Source organism: Mycobacterium kansasii ATCC 12478 (assembly GCF_000157895.3).
Lineage (GTDB): Bacteria > Actinomycetota > Actinomycetes > Mycobacteriales > Mycobacteriaceae > Mycobacterium > Mycobacterium kansasii.
This window is the reverse complement of sequence record NC_022663.1, coordinates 6,398,587-6,415,701: the sequence shown is the minus strand read 5'-3', so window position 1 is coordinate 6,415,701 and position 17,115 is coordinate 6,398,587. Positions and strand designations below refer to the sequence as shown.

Here is a 17,115-nt window from a genome sequence, read left to right as displayed (position 1 = left end):
GCACACGAGCGACCGTTTTTCTCACGGTATGCGTGTCGTTCAGGTCGCCAACTTCTACGGACCTCGTTCCGGCGGGCTCCGGACTGCCGTCGACCGGTTGGGATCGGAATACTGCGCACGCGGCCATCAGGTATTTCTGATCGTTCCCGGTGCCCGGGCGACGCATACTCGGTTGGGTACCGGTGTCGTGCGAATCACCCTGCCGGCCAAGCTGATTCCATTCACCGGAGGCTACCGAGCGGTGCTGCCCGGGCCGGTGCGCGCGTTGCTGGAAACGCTGCGGCCCGATGCCCTGGAGGTCTCCGACCGGCTCACGCTGCGATCACTGGGCCGCTGGGGGCGCGACCGCGGCGTGAAAACGGTCATGATCTCCCACGAACGCCTCGATCGCTTTGCCGGCCAGCTGCTTCCGCGTCGCACGGCCCGGGCATTCGCAGACGTGGCGAACCGGCGAACCGCTGCCGACTACGACACCGTGGTGTGCACCACCGCGTTCGCGCGTGCGGAATTCGACCGCATCGGCGCGACGAATATCGCCACCGTCCCACTGGGTGTCGATCTGCAGACCTTTCACCCGGGGCGGCGTAGCTTTCTGGTGCGCCACCGTTTCGCCGCGCCCACACAGATCCTGCTGGTCCACTGCGGCCGGCTGTCGGTCGAGAAGCGTGCCGATCGCAGCATCGATGCGGTCGCCGCATTGTGTGACGCCGGTGTCGACGCCCGCCTAGTCGTCGTCGGCGAGGGTCCGATGCGCGCCAGGCTGCAACGTCAGGCCGCGGGTCTACCCGTCGAGTTCACCGGATTCATCTCCGATCGGCGCACCGTCGCCACCATGCTGGCCTGCGCCGACGTGACCCTGGCACCCGGACCGCACGAAACCTTCGGGCTGGCCGCACTGGAATCACTGGCTTGCGGGACACCGGTCGTGGTGTCGCGCACGTCGGCACTGGCCGAGATCATCACCACAGACAGCGGTGCATCGGCCGGCAACAACCCGTTCGCCATCGCAGCGGCCGTCCGCAGCGTCGTCAGCCGCCCCGAGCACGACCGCCGTGCCTGCGCGCGACGGCGCGCCGAGGCGTTCACCTGGCAGCAGGCCGCGGCCGGCATGTTGATTGCACTAGGTGCGCGCGACGGTCAACCCGGCGTTTCCCGTTATGCCGACGAGGCGATCCGGCTGACGGAGGCAGATTCCCCATTCACCGCATGAAGGTCAGGTGCACGGTAACCCGTGCGGGCCCCCGATCCAATGACCGGGCGGCGCCTGCCAGGGGCAGACCTGCTGAACCTGCCCCGGCGGGAACGGGTTCGCAATACCCCGATCGTTGATATGCGGGCCCGGCGGAATCCACGGCTGCCCCGGGTCGGCCTGTGCGGCAGCACCCCCGAATCCGAGCGCGCATGCTCCCAACGCTGCAGCGATAACGGCTTTCCCTGCGAACTTTTTCGCGATCATCGTGTCGCCCCTCCTTCAGTCGCCGTGGGCACCACGCCAGCGACTACGGTGACGTCTATCCAGGAAGTATCCCAGAGTCGGCGTTGTCAAACTAACCCCTGCATACGGCGCTTCGACGCATCCAGGGTCAACCGCCGGCGTTGCCGGGTCCGCGGCGTGCGAACGCGGGGGCATGCTCGGGCCGCACCCCAACGCCGACAAAGTAGGCGGGCAGCATCGACAGCCACGGCAATTTGTCCACGACCGCGAGTAGCGCCGCCGGCGGGGTCGGGTCCTTGCCGCCAAGCAGTGGGCCGACCAGCATCCGGTGCAGTACCCGTTGCACCGTTTGAGTCACCACGGTGGGAAGGAGGCGGCGGCGCCGCACGGCGGCCAGGTCGCGATCGGTGACCCGGTGGCGCAGCAGGGGTTTGGCCAAGATGGTCGCCGCGGCGACGGCATCCTGCACGGCCAGGTTGATCCCGACACCGCCCAGCGGCGACATCGCGTGCGCGGCGTCACCGATGCACAGCAATCCATCGGCATGCCAGCGCCGCAGCCGGTTCACCTTCACGTCGAGATGCTTGACTTCGTCCATGGACGTCAGCGCCGCCGCCGACTCGGCCGCCTCGGGAACCAGCGCGGCGACGTCGCGGCCGAACGCCTCGATGCCGCGCTCCCGCAAAACGGCGTCGGCGCCCTTGGGCCCCAGGTAGGCGATCTGGAAGTACCCTTTGCGGGGAATCACCACCAGGGCCTTGCCCGGTCCGAATCGCGGCAGCAACGAGAACTCCGTGGTGTCCTCGTACGGCAGCTTGAACCACCACACGTCGAACTGGACCGGGTAGTCATGTGCTCTCAGCCCGGCCTCCTGGCGTGCCATCGACCAGCGCCCATCGCACGCCACGGTCAGCTCCGCCCTCAGCTCACCGGGGCCGTCGGGTCCTTGGTAGCGCACTCCGACCACCCGATCGCCGTCGCGCAGCAGCCCGGTGGCTTCGGTCTTCATGCGCAACGTGAAGGTCGGCTCGGCCTGGGCCGCCTCCGCGAGCAGGTTCAGCAGATCCCACTGCGGCACCATCGCGATGTACGGGTGGGGCAGGCGCAGCCGCTCGAAGTCGAGGTAGGTCACCGACCGTGCGCCGGTATCGAAGGTCGCCTTGCGGACCTCGCTGAAGGGCAGCGCCGCAAATCGTTCCCACAGCCCCAGCTCGTCGAGCAGCCGCAGGGTCGTCGGATGCACGGTGTCACCGCGGAAATCCCGTAGGAAGTCACCGTGCTTCTCCAGCAGGGTGACCTCGACACCAGCCCGGGCCAGGAGCAGGCCGAGGACCATGCCGGCTGGGCCGCCGCCGATAATCGCGCATGTGGTTGTCTCAGGCATCAGCGCAAGCATAAGGTGCGCACGCGGCTTACCCGCGCTCAACGGAGCACCGGGGCATCAGCCTCGGCCCAGGCCACCGTTGTGTCCGCCGCTGGGAAGGGTGAGCGGTGCCGCATCGATGGTCAGCTCACACTAGGTGCCCCGCATGATCGAAGGACCACAGGCCATGACTGACACCATCCAAATGCTGTTGCAACAGCGCGCATCCGATTCGTCGGTCGCGGTGAAATACCATGGTCTGCAATGGACTTGGCGCCAGTATCTGGCGGAGTCGGCAGCGCGCGCCGCGGCATTGATCGCCGCCGCCGATCCTGGCCGGCCGCTGCACATCGGCGCTCTGCTGGGCAACACACCCGAGATGCTTGCCCAGATGGCGGCGGCCGGACTGGGCGGCTATGTGCTGTGTGGCTTGAACACCACCCGCCGGGGCGAGGCGCTGGCCGCCGACATCAGAAAGTCGGACTGTCAGATCGTGGTGACCGATGCCGAACACCGCGACCTGCTGCACGGTTTGGGCCTGGCCGGCACCCGGATTCTCGACACCGCGACACCGCAGTGGGCCGAATTGGTCGCCGCCGCCGGTCCGTTGGTCCCGCACCGCAAGGTCAACATCACGGACCCGTTCATGATGATCTTCACCTCCGGCACCAGCGGAAGCCCCAAGGCGGTACAGGTGTCGCAGCTGATGCCGATATTCGCCGGGCGCAGGCTCACCGATCGCTTCGCACTCACCGTGCAGGACACCTGCTATGTGTCCATGCCGCTGTTTCACTCCAATGCGGTGGTCGCCGGATGGGCGCCCGCGGTGGTGTCCGGCGCGGCCATTGCGCCGGCAAAGTTCTCGGCCACCAATTTTCTGGCCGACGTCCGCCGCTACCACGCCACATACATGAACTATGTCGGCAAGCCGTTGGCGTACATCCTGGCCACTCCGCAGCGTGAGGACGACGCCGACAATCCGCTGCGGGTGGCGTTCGGCAACGAGGCCAACGAGAAGGACATCGAGGAGTTCGCGCGGCGCTTCGCGGTGCAGGTCGAAGACGGCTTCGGCTCGACCGAAAACGCGGTCATCGTAATTCGCGAACCCGGAACTCCGCCCGGCTCGATCGGCAAAGGTGCCCCCGGAGTCGCGGTTTACGACAGCGAGACCGTCACCGAGTGCCCCGTCGCGCGCTTCGACGAGCGCGGTGCCCTGCTCAACGCCGACGAGGCCGTGGGCGAATTGGTCAACACGACCGGATCGGGCTTCTTCAACGGCTATTACAACGACCCCGACGCCAACGCCGAACGGATGCGCCACGGCATGTATTGGTCCGGTGACCTCGGCTACCGCGACACCCAAGGCTGGATCTATCTGGCGGGCCGCACCAGCGACTGGCTGCGGGTAGACGGCGAAAATCTGGCGGCCGCGCCGATCGAACGAATCCTGTTGCGCCACAACGCTATCAACCGAGTAGCGGTCTACGCGGTGCCGGACGAGCAGGTCGGCGACCAGGTGATGGCCGCGGTCGTGCTGCACCGGGACCGCGCCTTCGACCCCGGCTCGTTCGAAGCATTCCTCGACGCACAGCCCGACCTGTCCCCCAAAGCCAGGCCACGGTACGTCCGCATCGCGGCCGACCTGCCCAGCACCGCCACGCACAAGGTGCTCAAGCGCCAGTTGATCCGCGACGCAACAACGGTCAGCGCGGGCGAGACATTGTGGGTGCGCGAGCCACGCGGCACCGCATACCGGATCGCGTTTCGCGGTGATGCCTAGAACACCGTCGAGCTGTTGGACGCGACGGTGACTGCGCACCATCAGTCACACGAGTCACTGAGCTCGGGAGTGTCTGTGCGCCCAGCGACAAGTGACAAATACGTTGGGTGCCTTGACGCAGGAAAGCTGCGCAGACCAGTAACGCGACCATGCCCGCATCCGCCAAATCAAGATCAAGAATCAACAACTCACGGCATGGACGTCGATCCGCAGATCGTGACTACGGGCACGGAATCGGCACGGGAATGAAGCTGCCGGTGGGCCAGCACAACCCCGGCGGAAGTGGCGGCGGAGGCTGGTACCCCGAGCCGGGGGGCTTCGGTGGCGGATCGTCTCCGTCCCAAATCATGTTGGACACATTGCCCATTCCTGGCCACAGGTAGTAGTAGGTGTGACATACCGACATGTCCCAGCCACGAAATGGGTCGGTCACGCGGTTACCGGTCTCCGGCAGGGGGTCCCCCGGGCACCACCGCTTTGGTGGGCCCCAATCGCTGTCGTCGGTGTGGAGGGGGCCGGGATAGAGCGGAACAGGACCCGGCTGGGCCTGGGCGGTAACCACGGCCAGACCTAGGCCGGCCATCGCGAGGCCGCCGGACAGAAACGCCCCGCCGATGATCGTTTTCAAATTGCGGGGAGCGTGCATGGATGGTTCCTTTCTCTGTCCGGCTCTGCCCGGCCATTATTGGCCTCGGTGGGCAGCCGAATTCTTGCCACGTGTGTGCGACGGTCGGCCCGCCGCCGCGCGATTTGGGCAGCGTACTGGTTCGGCAACGGCGGAATGGCGAAATGGCGAAATCATTGATATTAGGAAGTGCAATATGGCTGACCCGCTGATCAGGGGGCTATTAGACGTGGCCGGGGCGCACATCGACGCGTAATCTGCGCTGGCGGTTCGAGACGGAGCGATCAGAGGGGCAACGGGCGCATCGGGTGTCGACTTGCGCACGGACAAAAGATGCCAGCTGTGATCGGCACGGGTCTAAGACGGCGTGAAATACGGGAGCGTAAGGCCGGTACGCACTTGGTGGAATTGCACTTGCACCCGCATGCCGATGGCCAGATCCGCCAGTGCTATGGCGACGATGTTGGTCAGCATCTGGTAGCCCTCGTCTAGCGTGACGATCACCGGCGCATATGGTGGCTCGAACTCGGGCGTCACCGGCCGGTAAACCACTGTCCAGCTGTATATTTCGCCGACCCCGGCACTGCGCATCCAGGTGAGATTCCCGGTCAGACACTGCCGGCAGTGCTCGGCCGGCGGGAAATGCGCGGCGCCGCACGCCCGGCAGCGTTGATAGCGCAGCTCGCCTGCTCGGCATCCGTCCCAGAAAGGAGCGCTGAGCGGACTGCTCGGGTGCGGCACCGGCCCGTTCTGCGGCCGCAACACCTCGCCCGAACTCATCGCGGTTCGGCTCCGAGGATGAGCACCGTGGTGAACAATGCACCCGCTCCCCCGTTGCTGCACAACGCGATACGTGCATCCGGAACTTGAAGTGCGCCGGCCTCGCCGCGCAACTGCTCAACCGCCCGAATCGCGCGCTGCATCATTTGCGGATTCCTCCCGGCGTGACTGAAGGACATGGTTCCGCCGTCGGTGGTGACCGGGTGGCTGCCGCCGACGGCGATGTGACCGTCGGCGACGAACGGTCCGCCTTCTCCGGGGCCGCAGAAGCCGAACGCTTCCAGCTGACGGATGATCTCGAACGAGAACGGGTCGTACAGTTCCAGCACATCCACCTCGTCTCGACGCAGCCCGGAATGCGCAAACGCGCGATTGGCTGCCCTGGCACCCACCGCGCCGTTGACGTAGTCACCTCGCCGGCCCGCCAGGTCCCATGCCGGTGGGTGCTGATACGACGGACCGTAATGATCTGCGCCACTTCCCAACACGTAGATCGGCAGTCTGGCGACCTGCACCTTGTCCAGGTTCGCCACCACCATTGCGCAGCCTCCCTCGGAGGTGGTGGCGCAATCGAGTAGGTGAAAGGGCTCGGCGATGGGTCGTGATGCGGTGATGTCCTCAGGGGTGAACGGTCCGCGTTGGTAGTACACGGCTTCCGGGTTTCGCGAGCCGTTGTTGCGGATGGTGGCCGCTACGATGGACAGCTGCTCGCGGGTGGTCCCGTAGACGTGCATATGGCGACGGGCGATGAGTGCGAACTCGGCGGCGGTGAACATCCCCCACGGTGCCACGAACTCGTTCTCCGGCCGGGTCCACGGCGCCGTTGCCGCATGATCGCGATATTCACCCGCCTGGGCGGCGACGAGGACCACCACGTCGGCCATGCCGTGCTCGATCGCGGTGACGGCCTCGGTGATCATGCCGATCCCGAACCCCAGCCCCTGCCAGGCCGGCCCGAGCCGGAGATCGTAGATCAGTGCCGTGGACAATGCGCCGGCACTGATCCCGTCCACGTCGTCGAGGTCGACGCCGGCGTCGTCGAGGGCGCCCCGGATGGCCTCGACCGCCAGGCTGCGGGAGGTTTCGCCGTCGAGGCGGCGTCCCTGGCGGGTGTTATAGACGCCGACGATGGCTGCGGTGCTGCGCTTGGTCGCGCTCACTGTCATCCCTCCGTTCTGATGCCATTGGCGGTGGCACACGGCACGATGACGATCATGACCGATTCCAGCGCGACCCGAGTGGCCGTCTACTTCGACTTCGACAACATCGTGATCTCGCGCTACGACCAGGTACACGGACGCGGCACCTTCCAAAAGGACAAGGGCAAGGGTCTGGACCCCGAGCGGCTGAGGGCGGCGACGGTCGACCTGGGCGCGATCATGGATTTCGCGTCGTCGTTCGGCACGCTGGTGCTTACCCGCGCGTACGCGGATTGGTCGGCCGAGGTGAACGCCCGCTACCACGGCCAGCTGGTCGGACGCGCGGTCGATCTCGTGCAACTGTTCCCGGCGGCCGCATACGGCAAGAACGGCGCCGACATCCGTCTGGCCGTCGATGCGGTCGAGGACATGTTCCGGCTGCCCGACCTGACCCACGTGGTGATCGTCGGCGGCGATTCCGACTACATCGCGCTCGCGCAACGCTGCAAGCGGCTGGGTCGGTACGTCGTCGGCATCGGCGTGGCCGGCGCCAGCAGTCAGTCACTGGCCGCCGCGTGCGACGAGTTCGTCACCTACGACACGCTGCCCGGGATATCCACCACCGTCGTGGCGGCGCAGCCCAAGAAACGAGGACGCCATGCCAGCACCGCGGAGCCGGACGAGGAGCCGACTTCATCCGACCCGCAGGCCGCGGCCACCAGACTGCTCGAACGGGCGCTTCGGATCGGTCAGGAGAAGGACGACGCGGACTGGCAGCACAACTCGATGGTCAAGGCACAGATGAAGCGGATGGACCCTTCGTTCAGCGAGAAATCGCTGGGCTTCAAGTCGTTCAGCGACTTCCTGCGTTCCCGTAGCGACGTGGTCGACCTTGACGAGAGCAGCACCACGCGGATGGTGCGCCTGCACAGCGACGCGGGTTGATCGCCGAGTCGGGTGGCCGGGAAGGGTCGCGCCCTCCGGCCATCCCACTCGGCCACGAGAGATTATCCGTCTATTTCGCCGGCGATTCCGCGCTCGATGCTGGCGCGGACGCCGCCCGGCAATACGATGAGGCCGTCGAGTTCGGTACGCGCCAAACCATATGCGCGCTGTCGCTCCTGCTGTGTCGCGGAAGTGTCGGCCGCCACCCGCAACAGGCTCTGGGCACGCGCCAGGCGCTGCCGTTCCTCCCGCGAGAAGTCGCTCCTGCCTTTGCGAACGGCCTCGGCTTCCGCGGCGTTGAACGCGGTCACATAACCTTCGACAGCGTCGAGGTACTGTCGCGCGCCCTCGCGGTCCCCGAGGAGATCTTCGGCACGAACCGGCCTATGGAAGTCGGCCGCCAGTTTGGCCTTGTGAAAGGCCGTCGTCAGCGGATCTCGCATGTCGGTCATGGCCGGGAAGTCGAGGAGCTTGGCGGGATCGAGTTCGTACTCCAGCCAGCGAGCGTCGGTTTGGTCGTGCGCATCGATCGCGCGCCGTATCGCGCGCCAGTGCGATGCATGATTGCCGATCTCACGCGAGTCATCCGCCGCAAATTCAGCGGGATCGCTCGACGACTCGCGTTGCCGACTCAGGGACGACAGCGCGCGGATACCGGCATAGATCACGCCGATCACCGGCGCGGCCAGCACCAGCAACTCGAGCAGCCGAAACAGCAGTCCCACCAGGCAAGGATGCCATCATTGCCCGTTTGGCTCACGGGCCGCTCGCTGAACCAGTTGGACCCGGGAGGTGTGCTTTGACGTGCACAGCGACCGCACGGACCATGAAAAGCCGTGCGGCATGTCTTTGTTTGATCAAACCGGCATATACCAATCGCGCCACGTCGCGTTCGGCTGGCGTGAGAGAAGGCCAGCCGCTGGCGAGCGTGGAGGAAGGACATGAAGCGAATCCTTGGAACGGCACTTGTCGCCGGCGCCCTCAGCGTGGCCAGCCTGGGTGTGAGCGCGGGCACCGCGCAAGCCGACCCCGGAACGGGCATCTGCAATCAATTGGCGATGTGCAGCCGCATATGGTGCCCCGGAAGTCCGCTGCCGATGCCAGACGTCGTGTGGGACATGAATGTCTGCCACCACTACTACGGCGGCAGCCTCGGTCACCCGGGAACCGAGGGTGGTATCCAGGTCGGCGCGCACATCCTCGAAGGAGACCCCTCCCCGGCCAACACCTGCAACGGGTCGCCGATCTGCTTGCCGGGTCTGTGATCCGACCTGTGAGCAATCGTCGGGGGCTTATGGTGTGGCCGGCAGCGCCAGCACCCCAGGCGGGGCGGTGCGCTGCGGCCCGGTGTCGCAGTGGACCGCGTCAGCCAGAGCCACGAGCAGTGCGGGTTTGTCGGCTCCGGGGTACAGGCGCGGGTGCGGTCGTGGTGATCGGGCAGGGAGCGCACCGGGTCGGGCTAGTGGGTGCTCCCGAAGCAGCCGAACGGCCTTGGCCTTGAGTTCCGCGTCGTATCTGCTTGGCATCGCGCCATCCTTCCCTCAGAAGAAGGTGTGCACGAAACCCAGGACGGTTCAGATAAGGGGTGGCGGCACCCGGTGTGAGGGTGCCAGGTGCCGCGCCGCGCCGTTACCGCTTGTCGGTCTGACCCGCCGCGATCTCGTCCGCCGCCTTGGCGACGATCCCCCCGGCCAGTCGCGACGACATCTCGGGGGCGTTCGCCGCGAACCGGGCCAGTGCCCGCTGACGCAGCGGGGCCACGGTGACCTCGGCGCGATTTCGCTCGATGGCGGTGACCACGGCCGCACCGACCTGTCTGGGTGTGCCGGTGCCGATCAGCGGCGGCATGGCGGCCCCCGAATCGGCGAACATCCCGGCGCCGCCAATCGCCCCCGGGCTGATCACCGAGACACCCACCCCGGCCGGCCGTAGATCGTCGCGCAGGCACAGCGCGAAGCCCCGGATGCCGAATTTCGTTGCCGCATAGAGCGAGGCGCGCGGTGTAGCGGCCTTGCCGGAGATCGACGAGAGGAAGACGAAGTGCCCAGACCTTCGTTTGGTGAACACCGGAATCAGTTCGCGCGTCAGCTGTACCGGCACCTCGAGGTTGACCCGCAGCGCACGGTCTACCTGCTCGGCAGTGAAGCTGTCGAGTTTTCCGGAGGCCGGCAGCGCGGCATTGGCGACCAGGATGTCGATCTCCCCCGCTTCGGCGAGCAAGGCAACTGCGGCGCCGGATTCAGACAGGTCGCTGATGATCGTTCGATGGTCGAGTCCGCTCAGCGAAGCCGCGAGCTTGTCCAGCTCCGCCGGTTTGCGGGAACTCAGGACCAGTCGCGCGCCGCGGTCGGCGAGTGCCGCGGCGATCGCTCGTCCGAGGCCGCCGGTGGCTCCGGTGAGCAGGACAGTTTTGCCCGTTAGTTCCATTCGCTCGACGCTAGTCGATCCGGCGGCTCAGTATTCGAAGCGGTTCAAGACGTCATAGTCGCCGAACGGAGTCGCATGCAGTAGTCGGTACATCAACCGCACCGGAGTCGCCTCGATTTTCTGATAGCTGGCTAGTGCGGAGGTCTGTTCGCGGAAACGCAGCCTCGGGTTCCAGTGTTCAATGTCTCGGACATCGCCGATGCCCCACTTGACGATGCCTTTGGTGAATATCTTCGAGAGCCGGGGACCCATCGGCGAGATGGTGTCGAAAAGCATTTCGCCGTGCTCGAATCGGTCGGTCAGGCGCGCGAACAGCTGCCGGACATCGCCTTCGGCAAGGTACATCAGCAGCCCTTCGGCGGCGACCAGCGTGGGACGTCCGGTCGGAATCTGCTGCAACCAGCCGGGATCGGTCACCGACGAACCAATCATCCGGTAGTTGTCCGTTTCGTGGTAGAGCCGGCGCCGCAAGTCGATGACGCTCGGCTGGTCGAGATCGAACCACTGCGCCGAAGCGGGGACCGCAAGACGATATGCGCGGCTGTCCAGCCCGCAGCCAAGGTGCAGCACAACCGCATCGGGATGCCGTCGAAGGAAATGAGCGCACCAGTCGTCGAGCTGCTTGGCACGCAGCACGACCAGATACTGATTGGTGGCGGGCAGCGAGGTGCGATGTATCCGCTTGAAGTCGTAGTCGATCCGATCCACCGCTGCGGCGGCCGTCCGATCACCCAGGATGGGCTTACGGGAACGGCTTTCATACGCACGCAAGTACAGGGTCACCAAGTTCGTCCATTCCACCGAACCCCAACCGATCGAGCTGAAGTCGACCTTGGGAGACGCCACGATTGCCCACCAATCTCCGGATCTCACCGGCCCAGCGTGCGGACGGTCCCGAGCGTACCGAAGCGGACTGCTCACCGGCGAGGGCCGTGGTCTTCGCGGAGGTGATCGTGGAAGTATCGGGGAATGCCAAACCGACTAACCGGCAAAGTCGCCCTTGTCAGCGGAGGCGCCCGGGGAATGGGTGCCTCTCACGTGCGGGCGCTCGTGGCCGAGGGCGCCAAAGTGGTCTTCGGCGACATCCTCGACGAGGAGGGCAAAGCCGTGGCCGCCGACATCGGAGCCGCGGCCTGCTACGTCCACCTCGACGTCACCGATCCCGATCAGTGGCAGGCAGCGGTCGAGGCGGCCCTGAACAGGTTCGGCGGGCTCGACATCCTGGTGAACAACGCCGGCATCCTCAACATCGGAACCATCGAGGACTACGCACTGTCGGAATGGCGGCGGATTCTCGACGTCAACCTCACCGGCGTGTTCCTGGGCATCCGCGCGGTCGTCAAGCCCATGAAAGCCGCGGGCCGCGGGTCCATCATCAATGTCTCCTCCATCGAAGGGCTGGCCGGCACCATGGCCTCCCACGGCTACACCGCGACCAAGTTCGGGGTGCGCGGGTTGACCAAGTCGACGGCGGTGGAACTCGGAGTCAACGGAATCCGGGTGAACTCCATTCATCCCGGACTTGTCAGGACACCGATGACGCAATGGGTGCCCGAGGACCTGTTCCAGACCGCGCTCGGCCGCGCCGGCGAACCGCAGGAGGTGTCCAACCTCGTCGTGTACCTGGCCAGTGATGAGTCGAGCTATTCCACCGGTTCGGAATTCGTCGTCGACGGCGGCACCGTGGCGGGCCTGGGGCACAAAGACTTCTCCGCCGTCGACGTTGCCCAGCAACCTGATTGGGTCACGTAGCCCGGCAGCCGAGCCTGGCTTGGCACTCGCACCGGTACTAAGGCCACCTGATTTGAGGACTCAAGTCACTAGAACGCGTGGGCGGGGCCGGGTGAGATGGTGGCGTGACTACCCTTCCTTCTGCCGGATCGCTTCCGATTTCCACCGTTACCGGTGACCCGGTGGCCCGTGTCGTCGCCGACGCCACCGTGGCCGACGTCGCTAACGCGATGGTGGCCGACAACGTCGGGGCAATTGTCATCGGCGACGACGAACGGCCCGCCGCGCTGGTCAGCGAACGCGACATCGTCCGGGTCGTGGCCGCCGGGAAAGACCCGAATACTGTACGGGCCCTGGACATCGCCACCACCAAGCTGGTGTGGTGCGACGCCGATGCGACCGTCGACCAGGTGGCCAACTGGATGATGCAGCGCTACATCCGTCATGTTCTGGTGGAGCAGGACGGTATGCCGGCCGGGATCGTTTCGGCTCGCGACCTGCTCGGTGTCTACTGCGCCGAAGCCGATCTCGACATGGGCTGACCCGGGACCGGCGGTCAGAAGGCATCGGGGCTGCGCTGGATGCCGGCCGGTACCGGGTGACGGTACAACCGCGCGGCGTTCTCCCAGGTGACCTTGCGGATCACCGGCTCAGGCAGCCCACCGATCTGTTCGTGGATCGTCTGTTGGGTGTGCGGCCACGTCGAATCACAGTGCGGGTAGTCGGCTTCCAACATGATGTTGTCGGCACCGATGCGGTCGTACTGGACGAACGACGACTTGTCCTCCACCGCACAGAACCAGAAGTTGCGGGTGAAAACCTCTGCCGGAGTGAGGGTTTCACCCATGCTCTGCCAGGTGCCATACATCTGGTGATAGCTCAGCATGTGGTCGAGGCGATCCAACAGTCCTGCGACCCAGCCGATTCCGCCCTCCGACAGACAGATCTTGAGATCGGGGAACCTGCTGGGCAGACCCGAGTACAACCAGTCGACCGCAGCCGAAATGGCATAGGCGAAAAACAGCACACCTGCGACATCGGGCGGCGCGTCGTCGGTGGTGGACGGCGACGAACCCGACGACCCGATATGCAGATTCACCACGGTCCCGGTTTCGGCACACGCCGCCATCATCGGATCCCAATGGCCCGAATGGATGCTCGGTAACCCCAGCATCGCCGGGTTCTCACTGAACGTGACGGCGTGAAAGCCGCGCCCGGCGTTCTCATAGATCATTTGCGCGCCGACGTCGGGATCCAGCAGCCACGGCAGCTGACAGGGAATGATCCGATCGGGATAGGAGCCCGCCCAGACCTCCAGATGCCAGTCGTTCCATGCCCGCACCGACGCCAGCGCCAGGTCGCGATCCTTGGTCACCTGCTGTAGCCGCTGGCCGGCGAAGCCGGGCAAGAATGACGGGAAGTTCAGCGAGGCGTAGACGCCGTTGAGATCCATGTCTTTGATGCGCGCATGGATATCCCATGCACCCCTGCGCATTTCGTCGAAGCGCATCGGCTCGAAACCGTACTCAGCGACCGGTCGCCCGACCACGGCGTTGAACCCGACGTTGGGCAACAGCTGACCGTCGTAGACCCACGTCTGGCCGCCGTCGTCGGTGTCCACGACGTGCGGCGCCCGGTCGGCGAACCTGTGGGGCAGGCGTCCGGTGAAGGTATCCGGCGGTTCGACGATGTGGTCGTCGACCGAGATCACCGTGTAGTGCCGTTGTGCCCGCGGCGGGTCGGGCAGAAACGTCACCGACCGGTCCGCGCCGGTCCTGGCGGTCGTGAAGTTCGGGTCCGCGGCCAGCTCATCAATCGATTTCATGGCCGTTCACCGCAGAACTTCCGGATCAGCCTTGATGGCCATCCGCGCGGCACCGGCCCAGTACACGTCGGCGGCGCGTTCGACGAGCGAGCGTTGCATACCCGCCATGTCCGCCCACTTCATCTGTGCGGGTTCCTTGCCGGTGAGCATGACGTCGTAGGCCAGCTTGCATACCCGTTCGATCGACGCGGCGCGGTAGACGGCTTCAGCCAGACTGCGTCCGGTTGCGATGACGCCGTGGTTGGCCAGGATCGTCAGGTTGGCGTCTCCGATGTGTGCCGCGAGATCCGCGGCGCGGGAAGCGCTGTCGACTTCACCATGGTAGGTGTCGACCAGGCACAGGTCGTCGAGGAATAGCGAGCCGGTCTGATGCACCAGCTCGGGCAGCCTGCCCAGCGCGGCCAGTACACACACGTAGTAGGGGTGGTTGTGAATGACCACCCTTGCGTCGTCCCGGACGCGGTGCAGTTCGGTATGGATGTGGATCGCCGGGGTGACATCCCACCGGCCGCGTACCACTCGCGCGTCGGCGTCCACCACGCAGATATCCGACGCGGTGAGCTCCTGCCACCACAACCCCCACGGATTGACCAGCATGTCGGTGTGCCCGTCGGGTTGCCAGGTGATGTGTCCGGCCATGTTCTCCGCGAACCCGATCGCGGCGAGGTGGCGAAAGGCCACGGCCAGCGCCTGCTCGTGGGACAGCTCGACTCCGATCGGGGGCATCACGGCCGGCGCCCACACCTCCAGGCCGCCCGGGCGTGGCTCAGCAGTGTTCATCATCGACCTCCATCCTGGCGCGAATGTCTTCGCGGAGCGCGCTCTTGGCGACCTTGCCACCCGAGGAACGAGGCAGTTCGTCGACCACGATCAGTCGCTCGGGCAGTAGCTCTTTGGAATAGCCCAAGCTCAGCAGATGATTCAACAGTTCGGCCAGCTCCAGGGTGTGCGAGCCGACGAGTTCGGCATAGAGGCACACCTTTTCGCCGAACACCGGATCGGGCATCGCGACCGCGGCGGCCACGGCAATCGCCGGATGAGTCAGCACGGCGTCTTCGACCTGCGCCGCACTGATGTTCTTGCCACCGCGCACAATGAACTCGGAAATCCGGCCTGTGACAGTCAGGTACCCCTCGGCGTCGATCTCGCAGAGATCACCCATGCGCATCCACCCGTCGGCGGTGAACAGCGTGTCGTGGTCGGTGCCGTCCAGGTAGCCGAGGCTGGTCGCCGGTCCCCGGCAGGCGGGCTGGCCGTGGCCCGTCGTCGTGACGTCGCGATCCCCGTCGAAAAGCCGGACCGACATCTCCGGCACCACCCGTCCAGCGGTCCGCAGCCGGCGTTGCCGCTCGTCATCCAGCGTGGTCCCGCTGAGCAGCCCGGTCTCGTTGGAGCCGTAGAACTGCAAAATCTTGGCTCCGGTGAGTTCCTCGAACTCTGCGGCCGGCCGGTACGGCACCGCCTCACCGCCGGTGAAAACGACACGCAGCGAGCTCAGATCGTAATCCCGGCAACCTGCGTCGGCCATCAGCATCGTCAACTGCGTACTGACACAACACAATACGCTGACCCGGTGAGCGGCTATCGCCGCCGCCGCCGCCCGTGTGCTGAACCGGTCCAGGACCACCACGGTGGCACCGAGATGGATCGGCGTCGTGTGGCTGGTCCAGATCCCGAACCCGAACGGTGTCGCGATGACCGGCAGGAACACGTCGTCAGCGGTCAGCAACCCGTGCGCGACAGCCTTCAGATGAAAATAATGCCAGCGGTTTTGGGTGTGTACGACGCATTTGGGACGCCCGGTGGTACCGGAGGTGGAGTTGATCAGGAAGACGTCGTCAGGCCCGAGCCGGCAGTCGCTGTCCAGCACCCCGGGTTCGGTCTCGACGCGCAACGCCGGCACTGCCCGGTGCCCGCCGAGCACCAGCAACGACACCGGGTATTCGACGGCCACGTCCGCTGCGACGCTGCTGTGCTGCTGATCGCTGATCAGGATTTTCGGCCGGGTTTGACGCAGGATGTCGACGATCTCGCGAGGACCGGCACGCGCGCCTAGCCCTACGACGACGGCGCCGCAGCGCTCGATCGCGATGAACAGCACGTGGATGGCCGCCGAGTCGCCGTGCCACACCGCCACCCGATCCCCGCGCAGCACCCCGACGTCCGCCAGCTGTTCGGCCAAAATCGTTGCGCCACAGTCGAATTCGCTCCACGTCAGCAATCCGCCCGGGTGGTCGACATAGGCGGCCCGGCCGGGCGAGAGTTCGGCGTTTCGACGCACCGCATCGGACAGCGTGGTGTCCGACCACCAACCGGCCGCACGGTAGCGGGCCGACTCTTCGGCGCTGAACGCCGGAGACCCCACGGTATCGAACCCACCGGCACCCATCACCAAATGATAGGAAAGCAGCGTCACGCGTCATCCGGACCCGCCAGGGCGCGAATCGGCCCACGCGGCGGCGCTGCGCTACCCTCCCCTCAACACATCCCCCTCGAGCAAACCAGCGGGAGCGAGCGTGACGCAGATGCCCGACGGTTTCTCGATCCGGCAAGCCGAGCCGGCGGACTACGCGAACGTCGCGCCGATGCACTATCAGAGTTGGCGGCTGTCCTACCGGGGAATCGTGGCCACCGAGCTGCTCGACCTCTTCGATTGGCAGACGTGGGTCGATCGGGAATACCCGTTAACGGTGAGCCGCCCCGGATGGGCCATGTGGCTTGCCGAATCGCGGGAACGAATTGCCGGCATGATTATCTTCGGGCCGGAACCTGGAAACCCTGACCACCTCCAGATCGACGCGCTCTATGTGGCCGTGGGAGATGAGCGCCGGGGCATCGGCGGGTTGTTGCTCGATCATGCGCTCAACTCCGAGCCCGCGCACGATGCCGTCCTATGGTGTGCCGAAATGAACCACCGGGCGCGGCGCTTCTACCAGAAAAAGGGCTTCCAGCGCGACGGACGATCCGTCCTGTTGACCCTGATACCGGGCCTGCTGGCGGTGCCCCAGATAGGTTTCACCCTGCATCGATCCACGAGCCGGGGCTGAGTCGTCCTACCGGCACCG

The 17,115-nt window shown here is 65.8% G+C and carries 18 protein-coding genes; 7 read left to right on the top strand and 11 right to left on the bottom strand.

The window, feature by feature from the left end:
* Positions 1–28 precede the first annotated feature (28 nt).
* Positions 29–1,210: a glycosyltransferase gene (locus MKAN_RS27665; RefSeq protein ID WP_023374073.1), complete on the top strand. Its 1,182-nt coding sequence runs from the start codon at positions 29–31 to the stop codon at positions 1,208–1,210.
* A gap of 373 nt (positions 1,211–1,583) precedes the next feature.
* Here MKAN_RS27665 and MKAN_RS27660 read toward each other — a convergent pair whose 3' ends face one another.
* Positions 1,584–2,819: an FAD-dependent oxidoreductase gene (locus MKAN_RS27660; RefSeq protein WP_080674293.1), complete on the bottom strand. Its 1,236-nt coding sequence runs from the start codon at positions 2,817–2,819 to the stop codon at positions 1,584–1,586.
* A 166-nt stretch (positions 2,820–2,985) separates the two neighbouring features.
* Between MKAN_RS27660 and fadD1 the strand changes: the two genes are divergently transcribed.
* A complete protein-coding gene (gene fadD1, locus MKAN_RS27655) occupies positions 2,986–4,578 on the top strand; it encodes a fatty-acid--CoA ligase FadD1 (protein WP_036444946.1) in 1,593 nt (530 codons plus the stop codon).
* 220 nt (positions 4,579–4,798) lie between these two features.
* On the opposite strand, the gene MKAN_RS27650 is transcribed toward fadD1, so the two are convergent.
* From MKAN_RS27650 to MKAN_RS27640, 3 genes are all read right to left on the bottom strand, one after another.
* Entirely contained in the window at positions 4,799–5,224 is a 426-nt protein-coding gene (locus tag MKAN_RS27650) for a hypothetical protein (protein ID WP_023374066.1), read from the bottom strand.
* 336 nt (positions 5,225–5,560) lie between these two features.
* Positions 5,561–5,983 (bottom strand): Zn-ribbon domain-containing OB-fold protein, encoded by a 423-nt coding sequence (locus tag MKAN_RS27645; protein WP_023374064.1) that lies wholly within the window; start codon positions 5,981–5,983, stop codon positions 5,561–5,563.
* On the bottom strand, positions 5,980–7,149 hold the full coding sequence (locus MKAN_RS27640) for a thiolase family protein (protein ID WP_023374062.1): 1,170 nt from the start codon (positions 7,147–7,149) through the stop codon (positions 5,980–5,982). The genes MKAN_RS27645 and MKAN_RS27640 overlap by 4 nt, the downstream gene beginning before the upstream one ends.
* A gap of 48 nt (positions 7,150–7,197) precedes the next feature.
* On the opposite strand from MKAN_RS27640, the gene MKAN_RS27635 reads away from it, so the two are divergent.
* The gene (locus MKAN_RS27635) at positions 7,198–8,067 is read left to right on the top strand and encodes an NYN domain-containing protein (RefSeq protein WP_036394250.1); all 870 of its coding nucleotides are present in this window, start codon (positions 7,198–7,200) and stop codon (positions 8,065–8,067) included.
* Between the two features lie 62 nt (positions 8,068–8,129).
* On the opposite strand, the gene MKAN_RS27630 is transcribed toward MKAN_RS27635, so the two are convergent.
* Positions 8,130–8,792 carry a hypothetical protein gene (locus MKAN_RS27630; RefSeq protein WP_023374058.1) on the bottom strand — a complete coding sequence of 221 codons (663 nt, stop codon included), beginning with the start codon at positions 8,790–8,792 and terminating at the stop codon, positions 8,130–8,132.
* A gap of 216 nt (positions 8,793–9,008) precedes the next feature.
* On the opposite strand from MKAN_RS27630, the gene MKAN_RS27625 reads away from it, so the two are divergent.
* The gene (locus MKAN_RS27625) at positions 9,009–9,332 is read left to right on the top strand and encodes a hypothetical protein (RefSeq protein WP_023374056.1); all 324 of its coding nucleotides are present in this window, start codon (positions 9,009–9,011) and stop codon (positions 9,330–9,332) included.
* A 27-nt stretch (positions 9,333–9,359) separates the two neighbouring features.
* On the opposite strand, the gene MKAN_RS30880 is transcribed toward MKAN_RS27625, so the two are convergent.
* From MKAN_RS30880 to MKAN_RS27615, 3 genes are all read right to left on the bottom strand, one after another.
* The gene (locus MKAN_RS30880) at positions 9,360–9,593 is read right to left on the bottom strand and encodes a hypothetical protein (protein WP_133163542.1); all 234 of its coding nucleotides are present in this window, start codon (positions 9,591–9,593) and stop codon (positions 9,360–9,362) included.
* A 103-nt stretch (positions 9,594–9,696) separates the two neighbouring features.
* Positions 9,697–10,494 carry an SDR family NAD(P)-dependent oxidoreductase gene (locus tag MKAN_RS27620; protein ID WP_023374054.1) on the bottom strand — a complete coding sequence of 266 codons (798 nt, stop codon included), beginning with the start codon at positions 10,492–10,494 and terminating at the stop codon, positions 9,697–9,699.
* Between the two features lie 27 nt (positions 10,495–10,521).
* Positions 10,522–11,343, bottom strand: coding sequence for a class I SAM-dependent methyltransferase (locus tag MKAN_RS27615; RefSeq protein ID WP_099185141.1), 822 nt, complete (start codon positions 11,341–11,343; stop codon positions 10,522–10,524).
* A 120-nt stretch (positions 11,344–11,463) separates the two neighbouring features.
* Between MKAN_RS27615 and MKAN_RS27610 the strand changes: the two genes are divergently transcribed.
* Together MKAN_RS27610 and MKAN_RS27605 are read left to right on the top strand one after the other, a co-directional pair.
* Positions 11,464–12,246, top strand: coding sequence for an SDR family oxidoreductase (locus tag MKAN_RS27610; RefSeq protein WP_023374050.1), 783 nt, complete (start codon positions 11,464–11,466; stop codon positions 12,244–12,246).
* A gap of 104 nt (positions 12,247–12,350) precedes the next feature.
* On the top strand, positions 12,351–12,767 hold the full coding sequence (locus tag MKAN_RS27605) for a CBS domain-containing protein (RefSeq protein ID WP_023374048.1): 417 nt from the start codon (positions 12,351–12,353) through the stop codon (positions 12,765–12,767).
* A gap of 14 nt (positions 12,768–12,781) precedes the next feature.
* Here the strand turns inward: MKAN_RS27605 and MKAN_RS27600 are convergent, their stop codons facing one another.
* The 3 genes from MKAN_RS27600 to MKAN_RS27590 are packed head-to-tail and all read right to left on the bottom strand — an operon-like array spanning position 12,782 to position 16,439.
* Positions 12,782–14,050: an amidohydrolase family protein gene (locus tag MKAN_RS27600; RefSeq protein ID WP_023374046.1), complete on the bottom strand. Its 1,269-nt coding sequence runs from the start codon at positions 14,048–14,050 to the stop codon at positions 12,782–12,784.
* Between the two features lie 6 nt (positions 14,051–14,056).
* Positions 14,057–14,830 (bottom strand): class II aldolase/adducin family protein, encoded by a 774-nt coding sequence (locus tag MKAN_RS27595; RefSeq protein ID WP_023374044.1) that lies wholly within the window; start codon positions 14,828–14,830, stop codon positions 14,057–14,059.
* Positions 14,817–16,439, bottom strand: coding sequence for a class I adenylate-forming enzyme family protein (locus MKAN_RS27590; protein WP_036394255.1), 1,623 nt, complete (start codon positions 16,437–16,439; stop codon positions 14,817–14,819). Before MKAN_RS27590 ends, MKAN_RS27595 begins: the two co-directional genes overlap by 14 nt.
* Positions 16,440–16,575: 136 nt before the next feature.
* Between MKAN_RS27590 and MKAN_RS27585 the strand changes: the two genes are divergently transcribed.
* The gene (locus tag MKAN_RS27585) at positions 16,576–17,097 is read left to right on the top strand and encodes a GNAT family N-acetyltransferase (protein WP_225722974.1); all 522 of its coding nucleotides are present in this window, start codon (positions 16,576–16,578) and stop codon (positions 17,095–17,097) included.
* Positions 17,098–17,115 lie beyond the last annotated feature (18 nt).

Bases quoted from the DNA above. Each gene is read 5' to 3' on its own strand.
- MKAN_RS27590 (WP_036394255.1), bottom strand. From the start codon at position 16,439: ATGGGTGCCGGTGGGTTCGATACCGTGGGGTCTCCGGCGTTCAGCGCC.
- MKAN_RS27595 (WP_023374044.1), bottom strand. From the start codon at position 14,830: ATGAACACTGCTGAGCCACGCCCGGGCGGCCTGGAGGTGTGGGCGCCG.
- MKAN_RS27600 (WP_023374046.1), bottom strand. From the start codon at position 14,050: ATGAAATCGATTGATGAGCTGGCCGCGGACCCGAACTTCACGACCGCC.
- MKAN_RS27645 (WP_023374064.1), bottom strand. From the start codon at position 5,983: ATGAGTTCGGGCGAGGTGTTGCGGCCGCAGAACGGGCCGGTGCCGCAC.
- MKAN_RS27660 (WP_080674293.1), bottom strand. From the start codon at position 2,819: ATGCCTGAGACAACCACATGCGCGATTATCGGCGGCGGCCCAGCCGGC.
- MKAN_RS27585 (WP_225722974.1), top strand. From the start codon at position 16,576: ATGCCCGACGGTTTCTCGATCCGGCAAGCCGAGCCGGCGGACTACGCG.
- MKAN_RS27610 (WP_023374050.1), top strand. From the start codon at position 11,464: ATGCCAAACCGACTAACCGGCAAAGTCGCCCTTGTCAGCGGAGGCGCC.
- MKAN_RS27640 (WP_023374062.1), bottom strand. From the start codon at position 7,149: ATGACAGTGAGCGCGACCAAGCGCAGCACCGCAGCCATCGTCGGCGTC.
- MKAN_RS27620 (WP_023374054.1), bottom strand. From the start codon at position 10,494: ATGGAACTAACGGGCAAAACTGTCCTGCTCACCGGAGCCACCGGCGGC.
- MKAN_RS27650 (WP_023374066.1), bottom strand. From the start codon at position 5,224: ATGCACGCTCCCCGCAATTTGAAAACGATCATCGGCGGGGCGTTTCTG.
- MKAN_RS27635 (WP_036394250.1), top strand. From the start codon at position 7,198: ATGACCGATTCCAGCGCGACCCGAGTGGCCGTCTACTTCGACTTCGAC.
- MKAN_RS27625 (WP_023374056.1), top strand. From the start codon at position 9,009: ATGAAGCGAATCCTTGGAACGGCACTTGTCGCCGGCGCCCTCAGCGTG.
- MKAN_RS30880 (WP_133163542.1), bottom strand. From the start codon at position 9,593: ATGCCAAGCAGATACGACGCGGAACTCAAGGCCAAGGCCGTTCGGCTG.
- fadD1 (WP_036444946.1), top strand. From the start codon at position 2,986: ATGACTGACACCATCCAAATGCTGTTGCAACAGCGCGCATCCGATTCG.
- MKAN_RS27665 (WP_023374073.1), top strand. From the start codon at position 29: ATGCGTGTCGTTCAGGTCGCCAACTTCTACGGACCTCGTTCCGGCGGG.